17 protein-coding genes are annotated in these 16,287 nt (G+C 70.4%); 11 read left to right on the forward strand and 6 right to left on the reverse strand.

Annotated features, from left to right (window positions below; all coding sequences use genetic code 11):
- From BZL64_RS27340 to BZL64_RS27350, 3 genes are all read left to right on the forward strand, one after another.
- Nucleotides 1–695, forward strand: a 695-nt coding sequence (locus tag BZL64_RS27340; RefSeq protein WP_143663325.1) for a CobW C-terminal domain-containing protein, incomplete at its 5' end; no start/stop codon positions are given.
- A 3-nt stretch (nucleotides 696–698) separates the two neighbouring features.
- Entirely contained in the window at nucleotides 699–932 is a 234-nt protein-coding gene (gene rpsR, locus BZL64_RS27345) for a 30S ribosomal protein S18 (protein ID WP_086771852.1), read from the forward strand.
- 757 nt (nucleotides 933–1,689) lie between these two features.
- The gene (locus BZL64_RS27350) at nucleotides 1,690–1,950 is read left to right on the forward strand and encodes a DUF397 domain-containing protein (protein WP_190046551.1); all 261 of its coding nucleotides are present in this window, start codon (nucleotides 1,690–1,692) and stop codon (nucleotides 1,948–1,950) included.
- 96 nt (nucleotides 1,951–2,046) lie between these two features.
- On the opposite strand, the gene BZL64_RS27355 is transcribed toward BZL64_RS27350, so the two are convergent.
- Nucleotides 2,047–2,529 carry an ATP-binding protein gene (locus tag BZL64_RS27355; RefSeq protein ID WP_086771853.1) on the reverse strand — a complete coding sequence of 161 codons (483 nt, stop codon included), beginning with the start codon at nucleotides 2,527–2,529 and terminating at the stop codon, nucleotides 2,047–2,049.
- Nucleotides 2,530–2,904: 375 nt separating this feature from the next.
- On the opposite strand from BZL64_RS27355, the gene BZL64_RS27365 reads away from it, so the two are divergent.
- From BZL64_RS27365 to BZL64_RS27385, 5 genes are all read left to right on the forward strand, one after another.
- A complete protein-coding gene (locus BZL64_RS27365; protein WP_086771854.1) occupies nucleotides 2,905–3,729 on the forward strand; it encodes a helix-turn-helix domain-containing protein in 825 nt (274 codons plus the stop codon).
- A gap of 170 nt (nucleotides 3,730–3,899) precedes the next feature.
- Nucleotides 3,900–5,360: an aldehyde dehydrogenase family protein gene (locus BZL64_RS27370; RefSeq protein WP_086771855.1), complete on the forward strand. Its 1,461-nt coding sequence runs from the start codon at nucleotides 3,900–3,902 to the stop codon at nucleotides 5,358–5,360.
- A gap of 141 nt (nucleotides 5,361–5,501) precedes the next feature.
- On the forward strand, nucleotides 5,502–6,143 hold the full coding sequence (locus tag BZL64_RS27375) for a PadR family transcriptional regulator (RefSeq protein ID WP_086771856.1): 642 nt from the start codon (nucleotides 5,502–5,504) through the stop codon (nucleotides 6,141–6,143).
- 83 nt (nucleotides 6,144–6,226) lie between these two features.
- Nucleotides 6,227–7,183: an ATP-binding cassette domain-containing protein gene (locus BZL64_RS27380; RefSeq protein WP_086771857.1), complete on the forward strand. Its 957-nt coding sequence runs from the start codon at nucleotides 6,227–6,229 to the stop codon at nucleotides 7,181–7,183.
- Nucleotides 7,180–7,938, forward strand: a complete 759-nt coding sequence (locus tag BZL64_RS27385; protein WP_167396209.1) for an ABC transporter permease — start codon at nucleotides 7,180–7,182, stop codon at nucleotides 7,936–7,938. The genes BZL64_RS27380 and BZL64_RS27385 overlap by 4 nt, the downstream gene beginning before the upstream one ends.
- 70 nt (nucleotides 7,939–8,008) lie before the next feature.
- Here the strand turns inward: BZL64_RS27385 and gad are convergent, their stop codons facing one another.
- On the reverse strand, nucleotides 8,009–9,409 hold the full coding sequence (gene gad, locus BZL64_RS27390) for a glutamate decarboxylase (RefSeq protein ID WP_086771858.1): 1,401 nt from the start codon (nucleotides 9,407–9,409) through the stop codon (nucleotides 8,009–8,011).
- A gap of 122 nt (nucleotides 9,410–9,531) precedes the next feature.
- The gene (locus tag BZL64_RS27395) at nucleotides 9,532–10,815 is read right to left on the reverse strand and encodes an ion channel protein (protein ID WP_086771859.1); all 1,284 of its coding nucleotides are present in this window, start codon (nucleotides 10,813–10,815) and stop codon (nucleotides 9,532–9,534) included.
- 131 nt (nucleotides 10,816–10,946) lie between these two features.
- Here BZL64_RS27395 and BZL64_RS27400 point away from each other — a divergent pair, with 131 nt between their 5' ends.
- Entirely contained in the window at nucleotides 10,947–11,711 is a 765-nt protein-coding gene (locus BZL64_RS27400) for a MerR family transcriptional regulator (protein WP_086771860.1), read from the forward strand.
- A 16-nt stretch (nucleotides 11,712–11,727) separates the two neighbouring features.
- Here BZL64_RS27400 and BZL64_RS27405 read toward each other — a convergent pair whose 3' ends face one another.
- A complete protein-coding gene (locus BZL64_RS27405; protein ID WP_086771861.1) occupies nucleotides 11,728–12,093 on the reverse strand; it encodes a YbjQ family protein in 366 nt (121 codons plus the stop codon).
- Nucleotides 12,094–12,232: 139 nt separating this feature from the next.
- On the opposite strand from BZL64_RS27405, the gene BZL64_RS27410 reads away from it, so the two are divergent.
- Complete coding sequence (locus BZL64_RS27410; protein WP_086771862.1) at nucleotides 12,233–13,222, forward strand: DedA family protein; 990 nt, start codon at nucleotides 12,233–12,235, stop codon at nucleotides 13,220–13,222.
- 31 nt (nucleotides 13,223–13,253) lie between these two features.
- On the opposite strand, the gene BZL64_RS27415 is transcribed toward BZL64_RS27410, so the two are convergent.
- Together BZL64_RS27415 and BZL64_RS27420 are read right to left on the reverse strand one after the other, a co-directional pair.
- Entirely contained in the window at nucleotides 13,254–14,933 is a 1,680-nt protein-coding gene (locus BZL64_RS27415; protein WP_086771863.1) for a threonine/serine exporter family protein, read from the reverse strand.
- Nucleotides 14,934–15,060: 127 nt separating this feature from the next.
- A complete protein-coding gene (locus BZL64_RS27420) occupies nucleotides 15,061–15,552 on the reverse strand; it encodes an inorganic diphosphatase (RefSeq protein WP_024885835.1) in 492 nt (163 codons plus the stop codon).
- Between the two features lie 79 nt (nucleotides 15,553–15,631).
- Between BZL64_RS27420 and BZL64_RS27425 the strand changes: the two genes are divergently transcribed.
- Nucleotides 15,632–16,287, forward strand: a 656-nt coding sequence (locus BZL64_RS27425) for a D-alanyl-D-alanine carboxypeptidase (protein WP_208639532.1), incomplete at its 3' end; no start/stop codon positions are given.

Genomic DNA, 16,287 nt, shown 5'->3' on the forward strand with positions numbered 1-16,287 from the left:
CCCCCGTCCTGGCCGTCGTCGACTCCCCGGAGGCCGACGACGAGGACCGCGAGCTGCTGGCCCAGCTCCACCCGACGGCCCGCCGGGTCCCCGTCCGAGGCGGCCACCTCGCGGACCCGGCGGGCGCATCCGCACGTGCAGGTGCACCGGAGCCGCACTCGCCGCTCACCGCCGCCGCGTTCGCCGGCTTCGACGTGGAGGCCGCCGCCGCGGCCCAGCACCCTGCCTGTGCCCTGCTGCCCGCGGAGGCCGACGCACACGGCGTCGCCACGTTCGTCTGGCACCGCCGCCGCCCCTTCCACCCCGAGCGGCTGTACGCGGCGCTGGAGGACCTGACCTGTGCCGCCGCCCGCAGCCGGGGCCGGTTCTGGCTCGCCGACAAGCCGGATGTGCTGCTCCACTGGGACGCGGCCGGCGGCGCCCTGTGTGTGGAGTCCGCGGGCCCCTGGCTTGCCTCCCTCCCGGACGCGGCCTGGGAGATGCTCCCGCCGGTCCGCCGCGCCGCGGCGGCCATGGACTGGCACCCCGAGCACGGCGACTGCTGCCAGCACCTGGTCTTCACCTCGCCCGGCCTCGACCGCGACGGACTCCACGAGCTGCTGGAGTCCTGCCTGCTCACCGACGCCGAGTACGCCGCCGGGCGCGACGCCTGGAAGCGGCTGCCGCCCGCCTTCGACACCCTTCTGGAGGTCTGACCCGTGCCCCGCAAGACCGAACGCAAGCCCGTCAAGAACCGGCCCAACCCGCTGGATCAAGCCGGAATCACGTACATCGACTACAAGGACACCGCGCTGCTGCGGAGGTTCATCTCCGACCGCGGCAAGATCCGCAGCCGCCGGGTCACCGGGGTCTCCGCCCAGCAGCAACGCCGCCTGGCGCGAGCCGTCAGGAACGCCCGCGAGATGGCGCTCCTGCCGTACAGCACCCGCTGACACCCCGGCGACCCCCGGTCACCTCCGTACGACCGCTCCCCTCATCGTCGTACGAGCTGATCGCTGTTCGTACGACGGGGAGCACGCCCGGCGTCCCGTCGGGCCGACGGGAGGAGCGACCCCATATCCGTCAACCGGCCGTCTTCCCGCACCTGTTGGGAGACGGCGCCCCCTCGCCCCCGTGGACGACGCCTCCGTCGCTCACGGGGGCGAGTCCGTTGTGCGCCGGGGAGGCGGAGGCGGTGGCCCCGGCCTGTTCGCGGCGGGGGAGGCGATGGCCCGGACGGCTCCGTGAGGTCGATGCCGGGGCGGCCGGAGGCGGCCCGCAGGCCGGACGGCCCACCGAGCGGACGGCGGGCGTCCGCCCAGGCGGGGGCGATCCGGCCACCCTCCGGGGCCCGCGCCGCGGCCGGTCGGCCGAACCGTGTCCGCGGCGACGGAACATCGAGGGCACCCGATGCGTCTCTTCCTGTGCACGAGTGGTTCGATCCGTACCACCACCTGTCCTGACCGCCCTGCCGCAGGTCACCCGGGAAGACCGGTCGCCGCATGCGGGGCGGGCTTCGGGGCAGACGCGCGAAGGGGCCCCAGCACCGTCGTGGGCTCGGTAAAGCAGGCGTCAAAGCTGTAACCGCGTAGGCACCCCGCGTGCACGTGCATCTGCTCATGCAGGCGCACGTGAACGGGGCTATGATCCGGAACAGTTGACCATGGCATCTATGGCCGCACGAGCCAGTGCACCACCAGGGAGCGACCTGTGGACCACGACGTTGACGGGGGGCCTGACGTGTACAACGGCATGGCGGCCACACAGCTGTACGGCGTTGCCTGGCAGAAGAGCCGGCACAGCAACTCCCAGGGATCCTGCGTCGAGTTCGCGCGGCTGCCCGGCGGTGACGTGGCCGTACGCAACTCGCGCTTCCCGGACGGTCCAGCGCTCGTCTACACGCGGGCCGAGATCGAGGCGATGCTCCTGGGGATCAAGGACGGCGAGTTCGACCACCTGATCGCGGGCTGACGGCGGTCGGACCCGGCGTACGACACGCCGGGAAAAACGGTGCACAACGGGCTGCGACGCGCGTAGAACCGCGGCGCCAGAAGGCACCGCGGTTCGTCATTCGCCGGGAGTGTGCAGGCGGAACAGCGCCCAGACGACCTTGCCGCCCAGGTTCGGGGAGAGCGGGTGCCAGCCCCAGCCCTCGGCGAAGGAGTCGACGAGGAAGAGGCCGCGGCCCGACTCCGCAGCGAAGTCGTCCACCTCGCGCGGCAGGGGGCTGTCGTGACTGGGGTCGCGCACCGCGCACACCAGCCGCTCGGTCCACCGCAGCAGGTGCAGACGCACGGGCGGCTGCTGCTCGGGTACGCGCGGAGCGGCGTCGGGTGACAGTCCGTGCCGCAGGGCGTTGGTCACCAGTTCCGAGACGACCAGACATATGTCGTCGAACCGCTCGCCCACGTCCCACTGCCCCAGGGTTCTCCTGGTGAACTGGCGCGCCTCGCGCACCGCTTCGAAGCGGGCCGGCAGGGCGCAGGAGGCCGCGTCGGACACGGCCGCGGGATCAAGCGGCGGAAGGCCCTGCCGTAACGGCTCGAGCATGGTCGATCCATTCGTCCCCATGCGAGGCACTCCCGGGATTCGCGGTCGTTGCGATGCAGCGGTGGCGCGGGACCATGGTTTCCGATGCGAAGGGCAGATGCAAGGGCAGATGCACGTGCACGTGACCGAAATGGACCCGCCCGTACCGCTTCTTGGCCATTTTTTCCGCCATCTTCTTGTGGTTGGCGAGCACTTCCCTTGCTTTCTCCTCACCCTTCCCTCGCGCGGCGCCACGTGTACCCTTTGGCTTTTTTCCATCTCTGTAATCGGACGAGTACTGCTCGAAGTGTTTTAGTGGCAGACTGCGGGCCCTGAGGACGGTTGGGGAGGCTGGCGAACGTGAGCGCGGGAGAGCCCGGATCGGTGGTGCGGCGGATGCTGCTCGGCTCGCAACTACGGCGACTGCGTGAGGCGCGAGGCATCACACGCGAGGCGGCGGGTTACTCGATCCGGGCGTCGGAGTCGAAGATCAGCCGGATGGAACTGGGCCGGGTGAGTTTCAAGACCCGTGACGTCGAAGACCTGTTGACGCTGTACGGCATCGCGGACGACGCCGAACGCCAGGCGCTCGTCGGACTCGCCCGCGAGGCCAACGTCGCCGGCTGGTGGCACAGCTACTCCGACGTCCTGCCCAACTGGTTCCCCACCTACGTCGGCCTGGAGGGCGCCGCCTCCCTGATCCGGGCGTACGAGGTGCAGTTCGTGCACGGCCTGCTCCAGACCGAGGCGTACGCGCACGCGGTCGTGCGGCGCGGGATGAAGGGCGCGAGCGCGGCCGACATCGACCGGCGGGTGGCCCTGCGCCTGGAACGGCAGAAGTACCTCGTCGCCGAGAACGCCCCCGACTTCCACATCGTCCTCGACGAGGCCGCCCTGCGCCGCCCCTACGGCAACCGCGACGTCATGCGAGAGCAGCTCCAGCACCTGATCGAGATCTCCGAGCGGCCCAACGTGCGGCTGCAGGTGATGCCGTTCAGCTTCGGCGGCCACTCGGGTGAGTCCGGCGCCTTCACCATCCTGAGCTTCCCGGATTCCGACCTCTCGGACGTCGTCTACCTGGAACAGCTCACCAGCGCCCTCTATCTGGACAAGCGCGAGGACGTCACCCAGTACGAGCAGGCGTTGAAGGAACTCCAGCAGGACAGCCCCGGCCCCGACGAGAGCCGGGACCTGCTGCGCGGGCTGATCCAGCTCTCCTAGGGCCTGTCGGGCAGGTCCAGGCCCTCGCGCGGCCCTTTCCGGGTTTCCCCCCGGGAAACCCAGAAGTGCCCCAAGTGTTGCCCCAACTCCCTTGAAACACACGTACGATGACGTGTGATCAGATCGTGATGCCGATCGCAGCCGATCGCAGCAGGGGATTGAGGGATCACATGTCGTCGTACTTCACAGACCTGGCCCAGCAGTACATCGACGGTAAGTGGCGCCCAGGGACCGGGTCCTGGGACATCATCGACTTCAATCCCTACGACGGCGAGAAGCTCGCGTCGATCACGATAGCCACGGTCGGCGAGGTCGACGAGGCCTACCGCGCCGCCGCCCGCGTCCAGAAGGAGTGGGCCGCCACCAACGCCTACGCCCGCCGCTCGGTCTTCGAGAAGGTGCTGCGGCTGGTCGAGGAGCGCGAGGCGGAGATCAGCGAGGTCCTCGTCGACGAGGCCGGCGGCACGTTCGGCAAGGCCGCCTTCGAACTCCACCTGGCCAAGGAGTTCCTGCGCGAGTCGATCCACCTGTCGCTGCGCCCCGAAGGCCGGATCATCCCCTCGCCGATCGACGGCAAGGAGAACCGCGTCTACCGCGAGCCGGTCGGCGTCGTCGGCGTGATCAGCCCCTTCAACGTGCCCTTCCTGCTGTCGCTGAAGTCGGTCGCCCCCGCGCTGGCCCTCGGCAACGGCGTGGTCCTCAAGCCGCACCAGAACACCCCGATCTCCGGCGGCACCATCATCGCCAAGCTCTTCGAGGACGCGGGCCTGCCCCCGGGCCTGCTGAACGTCGTCGTCACCGACATCGCCGAGATCGGCGACGCCTTCCTGGAGCACCCGATCCCGCGGGTGATCTCCTTCACCGGCTCGGACAAGGTCGGCCGGCACGTCGCCACCGTCGCCGCCTCGCACTTCAAGCGGTCCATCATCGAACTCGGCGGCAACAGCGCCTTCGTCGTCCTCGACGACGCCGACGTGGACTACGCGGTCGACGCCGCCGTCTTCAGCCGCTTCATCCACCAGGGCCAGGTCTGCATGGCCGCCAACCGCATCCTGGTCGACCGCTCGCTCGCCGACGAGTTCACCGAGAAGTTCGTCGCCAAGGTGAGGACGCTGAAGTCCGGCGACCCGCGAGACCCGGGGACCGTCATCGGCCCGGTCATCAACTCCTCGCAGGCCGAGGCCGTCTCCGGCGTCGTCGAGCAGGCCGTCGCCGAGGGCGCCACCGCCCTGCTTCACGGCACGACCACCGACAACCTCGTCGAGCCCTCGGTGCTGAGCGACCTGCCCGCCGACTCCGCCCTGCTGCAGCAGGAGGTCTTCGGACCGGTCGTCTTCATCAACACCTTTGACGGCGAGGAAGAGGCCGTACGCCTCGTCAACGACACCCCGTACGGGCTCAGCGGCGCCGTCCACACCGGCAGCATCGAGCGGGGCGTCGGCTTCGCCAAGCAGATCGTCACCGGGATGTTCCACGTCAACGACGCCACCGTGCACGACGAGCCGATCGTGCCGTTCGGCGGCGAGAAGAACTCCGGCGTCGGCCGCCTGAACGGCGAGACGACCCTGGAAGCCTTCACGACGACGAAGTGGATCTCGGTCCAGCACGGCCGCAGCCCGTTCCCCTTCTAGGTCCGCCTTCCCGGCAGGCCCCGGGCGTGCCCCTGGGCCGCCGTCCCGTTCCGGCCGGTCCCCTCCGCGGGGTCCGGCCGGTGCGGCCTTCGCTTCCGGCCCGTTGTCCCGCCGGGCCGCGGGCGGCCTAATCTGGACGCCATGTCAGCGATCCGTCTCCTCGTGCTGGGCTCGGTGCGTCAGCACGGGCGGGCCCACGGCTACCAGGTGCGCAACGACCTGGAGTACTGGGGCGCCCATGAGTGGTCCACCGCCAAACCGGGCTCGATCTACCACGCCCTGAAACAGATGGCGAAGCAGGGACTGCTGCACGCGCACGAGATCGCCCCCTCCACCGTGGGCGGCCCGCCCCGCACCGAGTACGAGCTGACCGAGCGTGGCACCGAGGAATACCTCCGGCTGGTGCGCGAATCGCTGACTTCGTACGACCAGAAGATGGACGTGAAGTCGGCGGCCCTCGGCGTCATCGTGGACCTGCCGCGCGCCGAAGCGGTGTCGCTGCTGAGGGAGCGAGTCCGCCGGATCGCGGAGTGGCGCTCGGCCGTCACCGAGAACTACGTGCCCGAGGAGGGCCCGGAGCAGCTCGGGCACATCGGCGAGATCATGAACCTCTGGGTGCACACCGCGGACGCCGACGCGCAGTGGACCCAGGGCCTCATCGAGCGCATCGAGGGCGGGGCCTACACCTTCGCCGGCGAGGGCGAGCCGTTCGTCGGTGTCCTCACCGAGGGCCAGCAGAACCCGTACGCGACGGGGGAGCGGCACCCCGGGGACCATCACTAATCAAATTTGACGACTGAGGCCGGTCGCGTTAGCTTGGGGCGATAGTCAAGTTTGACTACTGAGTTCACGTGGGGGTTCGGCACATGGCCGATGCGGCAATCACCGTCGAGGACGTACGCAAGAGGTACGGCGACAAAGAGGCCCTGGACGGACTCGACCTCGCCGTGGCCCGCGGCACGGTGCACGGGGTGCTCGGCCCCAACGGCGCGGGCAAGACGACCCTGGTCAGGATCATGTCCACGCTGCTGCGGCCGGACTCGGGCCGGGTCGAGGTGGCCGGGCACGACGTGGTGCGCCGGGCCCGCGAGGTCCGCCTGCGCATCGGCCTGCTCGGCCAGCACGCCGCGCTCGACGAGGAACTGGGCGGCCACCAGAACCTGGAACTGTTCGGCCGCCTCCACCACCTGGGCGCCCGCCGCGCGCGGCTGCGTGCGGACGAGCTGCTGGAGCGTTTCGCACTCGGTGACACCGGTCGCAAGCCGGTGCGCTCCTACAGCGGCGGCATGCGGCGGCGGCTGGACCTGGCCGCGTCCCTGATCACGGATCCGGAGGTGCTGTTCCTGGACGAACCGACCACCGGCCTCGACCCGCGCGGCCGCGCCGAGGTGTGGTCAGCCGTCCGTTCCCTCGTCGGCGGCGGCACGACGGTCGTGCTCACCACCCAGTACCTGGAGGAGGCCGACCAGCTCGCCGACCGCATCTCCGTCGTGGACCACGGCCGGATCGTCGCCGAGGGCACCGCGGGCGAACTGAAGGCCCTGACCGGCGGCGACCGCATCGACGTCGTCCTGCGGGACGCGGGCATGCTGGGTGCCGCGCTCGCCCTGCTGCCCATGGCCAAGGACGAGATCTCCGTCGACCCCGACCGCCGACTGCTCAGCGCCCCGGTCACCGACCGCATGGCCGCCCTTTCCGCCGTCGTCCGCGCCTTGGAGGAGACCGGCATCCAGGCCGAGGACGTGGCCCTGCGCCGCCCCACGCTCGACGAGGTGTTCCTGCACCTGACCGGGCGGGCCGACCGCACGAAGGAGGCCGTGTGAGTACGTACGCGCTGACCGATTCCTGGACCATGACCCGGCGTGAACTCGCCCACTGGGTACGGCAGCCCGGCCGGCTGGTGGTCGGGTTCGTCTTCCCGGTGATGCTGCTGCTGATGTTCGCCTATCTGGTCGGCGGCGGCCGCGAGGTGAACGGCGACTACCTCGACTATCTGATCCCCGGCATGCTCGCGCTCACCATGGCCTTCGGCCTGGAGGGCACGATGCTCGCCATCACCCAGGACCTCGACAAGGGCGTCATCGACCGCTTCCGGTCCATGCCGATGGCCGACGGCGCGGTCCTGGTGGGCCGCTCGGCGGCCGACATGCTCCAGTCGGCGCTGGGCCTGGTGGTGCTGATCGGCGTCGGGTACGCGCTCGGCTGGCGCGCTCAGGGCGGTGCGGGTGCCTTTCTGGGGGCCGTGGGTCTCCTTCTCCTGTTCCGTTTCGCGATGCTGTGGATCGGCATCCTGCTGGGGCTGGTGGCCGGGAAGCCGGAAATGGTCCAGGCCGTGCAGATCCTCGTCTGGCCGGTCGGCTTCCTCTCCAACGCCATCGCCACGCCGGAGTCCATGCCGGGCTGGCTCGGCACGGTCGTCGAGTGGAATCCGATGTCCCGGACGGCGACCGCCGTGCGTGACCTGTTCGGCCCGGCGGGGCAGACCGACGAGCTCTGGCCGGCCGTCGTCTGGCCGTTGGTCCTGCTCGCCGTGTTCTTCCCGCTGGCGGTCCGCAGGTTCGGGCGCATGAGCCGCTGACGGGACGGGATGGCTTGGCGACTCGGGGGTTCACCGGTTCACCGGTTCGGTGGCTCAGCGGCTCAGCGGCTCAGTGATGGAAGCCGGTGGCCGCCTCCTTGTCCCGCGTCAGAGGGTGCGGCTGTCGGCGCAACTCCGGCAGCAGCCGTGTCAGGTCGTCCATGAACAGGTCGGCGAGGTCGGAGGAGAAGCCGTTGCGGCACACGATCCGCACGACGGAGAGGTCCTCGCGGTTCGGCGGGAAGGTGTACGCCGGCACCAGCCAGCCGTGCTCACGCAGCCGCCGGGAGACGTCGAAGACGTCGTAGGCCTCGACACCCGGGCCCGTGGTGAAGGCGAACACGGGCAGCTCGTCTCCCCGCGTCAGCAGCCGGAAGTCGCCGAGCGCCTCCACCCGGTCGGCGAGGCCCCGGGCGACCTCCCGCGTGGAGCGCTGCACGGCCCGGTAGCCCGAGCGGCCCAGCCGCAGGAACGTGTAGTACTGCGCGACGACCTGGGCGCCGGGCCGCGAGAAGTTGAGGGCGAAGGTCGGCATGTCGCCGCCTAGGTAGTTGACGCGGAAGACCAGCTCCTCGGGCAGGGCGTCCCGGTCGCGCCACAGCGCCCAGCCGACCCCGGGATAGACCAGCCCGTACTTGTGCCCCGAGGTGTTGATCGAGGCCACGCGCGGGAGGCGGAAGTCCCAGACGAGGTCCTCGTCCAGGAAGGGCGCGATCATCGCGCCGGACGCCCCGTCGACGTGCACCGGGATGTCCAGGCCGGTGCGCTCCTGGAGGCTGTCCAGGGCCGCGCACAGGTCGGCGATCGGCTCGTAGGACCCGTCGAAGGTGGAGCCGAGGATGCCCACGACCCCGATGGTGTTCTCGTCGCACAGCTCGGCGGCGGCCTGGGGGTCGAGGTGGAAGCGGTCGCCCTCCATGGGCACGAGGCGGGCCTCCACCTCCCAGAAGTTGCAGAACTTGTCCCAGCAGACCTGGACATTGACTCCCATGACCAGGTTCGGCCGGGCGGTCGCGTCCGGATTGCGTGTCCTCCACCGCCGCTTGAGGGCCATCCCGGCCAGCATGCAGGCCTCGCTCGACCCGGTCGTCGAACAGCCCACGGCCGCCGAGGGGTCGGGCGCGTTCCACAGGTCGGCGAGCATGGCCACGCAGCGGCGCTCCAGCTCGGCGGTGCGCGGGTACTCGTCCTTGTCGATCATGTTCTTGTCGCGGCACTCGGCCATCAGCACCCCGGCCTGCGGCTCCATCCAGGTGGTGACGAAGGTGGCCAGGTTCAGCCGCGAGTTGCCGTCCAGCATCAGCTCGTCGTGCACGAGCTGATAGGCCGTCGAGGGCGGCGTCGGTCCGTCCGGCAGCCGGTGTTTCGGAGGCGCCTCGGTCATACCGCTGACCGGGTCCGCCTCGCCGTAGAAGGGGTTCACGGACAGGGAGCGCTCGTCGGGCTTCGCGGGGCCTTGGTGCAGGGGCATGGGGTTCTCCTGTCGGGGTGAGGGCGGCGGAAGCAGTGGTGTCCTGCCGCTTCATCGGATCGAAGGGTCTGATCGGTTCACCGGAAACGCGGTCCCGTCCTCCCGTCCTCCCGTCCTCCGGTTCACCGGATCGCGGTCCCGTCCTCCCGCAGCTGCATCTGCGGCCTGCCGGTCACCAGCAGCCAGGCCGGCAGAGAGGCGATGCACAGCAGCGCGATGACCGCGGGGGAGGCGACCAGGGCGGCGGCGACGAACAGGCTCACCCAGCCCTGCCGGGTGATGGCGAGGAGCACACCGAGCACGCCTGTGGCCACGCCGATCGCGGGATGGACGGCGGGCACGACGGCATGGGCGGTCAGGCCGAGGGCCACGCCCACGAACACCGCCGGGAAGATCCGGCCGCCCCGGAAGCCGCAGGACGCGGCGACGAGCAGTGCGGCCAGCTTCACCACCGTCATCGTGGCGAACTCTCCGGCCGTCCAGCCCTCGGGATCGTGTGCGAGCTCCCCGACCTCGGCCAGCCCCTTGAAGAGCGTCAGATGGCCGCCCAGGGCCGCCAGCAGCCCCAGTACGACCCCACCGGCCGGCAGCACCAGCATGGGGTGCCGCAACCGCGCGAACGCGCCGTGGACGTAGGGGAAGGCGCGCACGGCGGCCATGCCGAGCAGCGCGCCTACGGAAGCGATCACCATCGCCGACAGCAGATCGCCCCAGTCGGGCTCCCCGAACGGGGGCAGACCGAGGTCGAAGCTAGGACGGTCCAGCAGGGTCGCCGTCATCGCACCGGCCGCCGCCGCGACGAGCGGCGCGAAGACGTTGTCCCACAGCGGCCCCTCGGTCTGCCGCCCGGCCAGTGCCTCGGAGATCAGCAGGGCTGCGGCGACCGGCGTGCCGAACAGAGCCCCGATCGTCGCCGCCTCCGCCAGTACCGGCCACACCCGGCCGGGCGCCCGTGGCAGCAGCCGGTGGCCCAGCCAGTACACGAGAGCGACGTTCACCGCGATGATCGGGTTCTCCGGGCCCAGGCTCGGCCCGCCCGCCAGCATCAGCATGGTCGCCAGCAGCAGCCCCGGCAGCACCACGAGCGGCAGGACGGGAGCGTCGAGACCGGTGGTCGCCGGATCGGGACCGGCGTGCCCCGGCGCCTTCCACACCACCAGCCCGACCGCGATGCCGGTGGCGGTGAGCATGACGAGCATCCACAGCACCGAGTAGCGGCCCACCCCCAGGGCGTCCGGCAGGTTTTTCCACAGCACGTCCTGCAACTGCTCGGCCAGCTCGCTGACCAGCAGCAGAAGCAGGCTCGCCAGCACCCCGACGACCAGAGCGGGCAGGATCGCGGGCAGTAGAGCGCGCGCGGGACTCGCCGGAGAGGGGGGCGCCTGTCGCGCGGAGTCCTGAGCCACGGGCTCACGATAAGCGGACAAATCCGGCATCGCCCGGGGGTGTGGGCCGCCCGAGGACACGGGCTTGCACCTGACGTCACGTGAGGGCCCACCGTGGAGCGCGAACCGAGAACGGAAAAGGAGCGGACGACATGAGCTACTCCGTAGGACAGGTCGCCGCTTTCGCCGGAGTGACGGTGCGCGCCCTGCACCACTACGACGGCATCGGCCTGCTCGTCCCGAGCGGGCGCAGCCACGCGGGCCACCGGCGTTACGGCGACGCCGACCTCGACCGGCTGCAGCAGATCCTGTTCTACCGAGAACTCGGCTTCCCGCTCGACGAGGTCGCCGCCCTGCTCGACGACCCGGAGACGGACCCGCGCGCGCACCTGCGCCGGCAGCACGAGTTGCTGACCGCCCGCATCGAGCAGCTTCAGAAGATGGCCGCGGCCGTGGAGCACGCCATGGAGGCACGTGAGATGGGTATCGACCTGACCCCCGAGGAACGCTTCGAGGTCTTCGGCGACAAGGACCCCGAGCAGTACGCCGAGGAGGCCGAGGCGCGCTGGGGCGGCACCGAGCTGTACGCCGAGTCACAGCGCCGGGCCGCCCGCTACACCAAGGAGGACTGGCAGCGCATGCAGGCGGAGGTGGCGGACTGGACCGGGCGCTACGACTCGCTGATGGCCGCCGGAGAACCGCCCACCGGCGAACGGGCCATGGACATGGCCGAGGAACACCGACAGCACATCACCGGCTGGTTCTACGCGTGCTCGTACGAACTCCACCGGTCCCTCGGCGAGATGTACGTCGCCGACGAGCGGTTCAAGGCGTTCTACGACTCCACGCGCGCGGGACTGGCCGAGCACCTCAAGGAGGCCATCACCGCGAACGCGGCCCGGCACACGACCGCGTAGCGTCCCGTGGCCCGGGTCACTCCCGGGCCACGACCACCGCCGTCCCGTACGCGCACACCTCGGTGCCCACGTCGGCCGCCTCCGTCACGTCGAAGCGGAACGCCAGCACGGCGTTGGCGCCACGCGCGCGTGCCTGCTCCACGAGCCGGTCCATGGCCTGGTTGCGGGTCTCGACGAGCGTCTTGGTGAGGCCCTTCAGCTCACCGCCGATCATCGACTTCAGCCCGGCCCCGATCTGGCTCCCGAGGTGCCGCGAGCGCACGGTCAGCCCGAAGACCTCCCCGATGACCTGCTCGACCCGGTGTCCGGGTACGTCGTTCGTGGTGACGACCAGTACGTCCGGCTGGGGCCCCTGGCCGCCGCCGTAGTCTTCGATGCCCATGCTCACAGGTTTGCCCCACCGGGCTCACAGTGCATCCTGGGGTGCCCCATGGAACCTGGGGCGGACGCATTGCGTTGATAGCTTTGTGCGGCCGTAGAAGGACGCTGTATTTCCTCACCCCTGTCAGGAGCCCGGAACCGTGACGACCCTTGCCCTCGGACCGAGCTGGCTGGACCCCGACTATCTGCTCGACAGTTACGGCATCTGGGGTCTGCTGCTCATCGTCTTCGCGGAGTCGGGCCTGCTCATCGGTTTCTTCCTGCCGGGTGACTCGCTGCTGTTCACCGCGGGTCTGCTGATCACCTCGAACCAGCTGGACTTCCCGCTGTGGGGGGCGGTCGTCCTGATCTGTGTCGCCGCGATCCTGGGCGACCAGGCGGGCTACATGTTCGGCAAGAAGGTCGGTCCGTCCCTCTTCACCCGCCCGGACTCCCGCCTCTTCAAGCAGGAGAACGTCACCAAGGCACACGAGTTCTTCGAGAAGTACGGCCCCAAGTCCCTGGTCCTGGCCCGCTTCGTGCCCATCGTCCGCACGTTCACGCCGATCATCGCGGGCGTCAGCGGCATGCGGTACCGCTCGTTCCTGATCTTCAACGTCATCGGCGGCATCCTGTGGGGCGCGGGTGTCACCCTGCTCGGCTCCTGGCTGGGCAACATCGACTTCGTCAAGAAGAACATCGAGCCGATCCTGCTCCTGATCGTCCTGCTCTCGGTGGTCCCGATCATCATCGAGTTCCTCCGCGCGCGCTCCCAGTCCAAGAAGAACGCCCGGCAGTCCGAGCCCGCCGCCCAGCAGCAGCCGCAGCCCGTGTACCAGCAACCGATGGACGACGCCACGACCCAGCTCCGCCGCATCGAGGAACACGACCCGTACGGCGACCAGGGCGGCAACCAGGGACGGACCGAGTACCAGGGCCAGACCCCGTACCCGGGCGAGTACCAGCAGAACGACTACTACGGCCAGCAGTACCAGCAGCAGCCGCAGCAGTACCCGCAGCAGCAGCCGTACCCCGATCAGCAGCAGTACCCCCAGCAGCAGTACCCGGAGCAGCAGGGCTGGCAGCCGCAGCCCGAGGCGCAGCCTCAGCAGCAGAACGGCCAGTACCCGTACAACCAGGGCGGCTACTGAGACCGGGCGGCACCGCGGTAGGACGACGGCGTCAGAATCCTCGGGTCCGCTTCGCGGCTCGCCGCTTCTCCGCGGACCCGATCCGCAGGAACAGCCGCGAGATCTCCGACCCCAGGTTCACCCCGATGGCGATGGCCATCGCCAGTGCGGCCGCCTTGGTCAGGAAGACCAACCCGGCGTCCACCTCGTTCTGCGCGATGGCCAGCAGCCCGAAATAGGTGGCCGACCCCGGCAGCAGGGGCCCGATCGCCGCGGTCGTGTAGGGCAGCGCCGAAGCGAACCGGTACCGCGACAGAAGCTGCCCGAACAGCCCCACCACCCCCGCCGCGACGGCCGTGGAGGCCACCGGCGAGATCTCGCCGGCATAGTGCATCGCGCCGTACACCGACCAGGCGACGCCCCCGTTCAGCGTCACCGCCAGCACGGTGGACCGTTCCTGCTGGAGAAGCACCGCGAAGGTGAGCGACAGCAGCATCGACGCGCCGATCTGCCACAGCGGCCGCTCGGTGATGCCCAGGTCGGCGTCGGGGTTGAGATGGGCGCCGAGCTGCACCCCGAGATAGAGCATCAGCAGCACGCCGACGACGATGCCCACGAAGAAGTACATGACCTCCAGGAGTCGGGCGGCGGCGGTGATGTAGAAGCCGGTCAGGCCGTCCTGGACGCCCGCCACGAGGGCCCGTCCGGGCAGCAGCGCGAACAGCCCACCGGTGATGACGGCGGACGCCTTCACATCGACGTGCCCGAGCGTCAGCGCGATGCCGATCGCGGCGGGCGGCATCGCGGCCACCAGGAACTGGTAGAACTCCGGCAGCCCGCGCCCCGCGCACAGCCACGCCAGCCGGTCGCCGAGCATCGCTCCGATCGCCGCCGCCACGAACACGACCAGGTCGCCGCCGACGAGCACCGAGGCCGCGCCCGCGAGCAGCCCGCTCGCCGAGGTCAGCACCCACGTCGGGTACGGGTGCCGGTTGCGCCGCATCTCCGCGAGCCGCCGGTAGGACTCCTCCAGGGAGATGTGCGTCTCGGGGTCGCTGAGGTCGTCGACGAGATGGAAGACGGCCGCCAGCCGTGTGTAGTCGGTGCCCCGGCGCCGTACCGTCCGGGACGCCGTCACCGGGTCCTCGACGAGGGACGGCTGGTAGGAGATCGACAGCAGGGTGAAGGTGACGTTCGGCTCGCAGCGGTCGAGTCCGTAGGAACGGCAGACCGCGAACATCGCGGCCTCCACGTCCTCGGCGCCCTCCCCGCCCGCCAGCAGCAGCTCACCGATGCGCAGGGTCAGGTCGAGGACGCGCGGAACGGCCGGACCGCCCTCCTCCGCCTTGGGCGGCGGCTCGGGCGAGGGCCGCTCGGCCACCGGCATGCGCAGCATCGTCCGCATCCGGTCCTGCCAGGGCACGTCCTTGGTCAGGCTGACCACGGGAAAGCCCTCGGCGGGTGTGAACGCGGGCGGGGCGTGCCGCGCGCTGTACGTCCTGGGCAGGCTGAACGCCGATCCCTCGGACTCCGCGCCGGCCGCCTGGCCGACGTCGAGGCCATCCGGAACGGCGAACTCCGACGTGGTCTCCGATTCGCCTGCGCCCTGGGAACCTCTGGGGCCCTTCGGTGTGGCCAGTCCCTTCGGGATCGCGAACTCGGAGGTGATCTCCGGATCGAACGTGCCTTTCGCCTCGTCCGACTGCGGCTTGCGGCCCTCCGCCTCCGTCACTGGGCAACGCTCCCTGAACGACACATTCCGTAGACCTCAGTATGCGCACCGAGCCGTGCGCACAGACATGCCAAAGGGCCGCACGCGTGCGTGCGGCCCTGCACGGCCCCCTCAGGGGCCTGGCGACTCAGTGACCGCCCTGGTCCTTGAAGCGCTTGTACGACCGCTCGATCTCGGCCTCCGCGTCGACACGGCCCACCCAGTCGGCGCCCTCGACGGACTTGCCGGGCTCCAGGTCCTTGTAGACCTCGAAGAAGTGCTGGATCTCCAGCCGGTCGAACTCCGACACGTGGTGAATGTCTCGCAGGTGCTCCACGCGCGGGTCGGTCGACGGGACGCACAGCAGCTTGTCGTCGCCGCCGGCCTCGTCGGTCATGCGGAACATGCCGATCGCGCGGCAGCGGATGAGGCAACCCGGGAAGGTCGGCTCGTCCAGGATGACCAGCGCGTCGAGCGGGTCACCGTCCTCGCCGAGAGTGTTCTCGACGAAGCCGTAGTCGGTCGGGTAGGCGGTCGAGGTGAAGAGTCGACGGTCCAAGCGGATCCGACCGGTCTCGTGGTCCACCTCGTACTTGTTCCGCGAACCCTTCGGGATCTCGATCGTGACGTCGAACTCCACCGGTGGCTCCTCCATGATCAGCACATAGTTCTGGTGGTTAAGTGTCCCTCACGCAGGTGTGTGATCGCGAAAGGGGCTGGTGATCGTGCCCGAGCTGAGGCCTTGGCGGGCCGCGAGACCCCACGTGGTGCGGGCCGCGGACGCCGTACGACCCCGTCTGGCACGGGCCGCAGGGATCGTACGGCCACGTCTCGCGCGCGCGGCGACCGTTGCCGAACCGTGGGTCGCACGGCTCACGCAGGCGGCGAAACCGCAGCTCGCGCGGATCACGAGGCCGAAGACCGGCCGGACCTGGCAGTACACCGCGGGTGCGACGACCGCCGGACTGGCCCTGGCCGTCGGCGTGGCGACCGCCGCCGGCCCCTGGGACTCCACCGGTCAGCGTACGGCCGAGCGGGACCGGGCCGCCGCACTGGAGAGGGCGGGTGGCGTAGATCACGGCCGCCCGTCCGAAGGGTCCGGTACGTCCGACACGGCGGCCGGGGCGCCACGGCCCGCCCCCAGCGCCGGGTCCGTCCTGACCGGTCTCGGCGGCGCGACGACCACCGTGAAGTCGGCCCCGGGCTCCGCCGCCCTCGCCCGCGTCCTCGGCCCGCTCCTCGCCGACCCGGCCCTCGGCACCCGCCGTACGGCAGCCGTCGTCGACGTGAGCACCGGCCGGCGGCTCTACGGCAGCGGAGCCGACACCGCGCTCACCCCGGCCTCCACCACGAAGATCGCCACCGGGGTCGCCGC

It is taken from the genome of Streptomyces bobili (assembly GCF_002154575.1).
In the GTDB taxonomy this organism is placed as follows: Bacteria; Actinomycetota; Actinomycetes; order Streptomycetales; family Streptomycetaceae; genus Streptomyces; species Streptomyces bobili.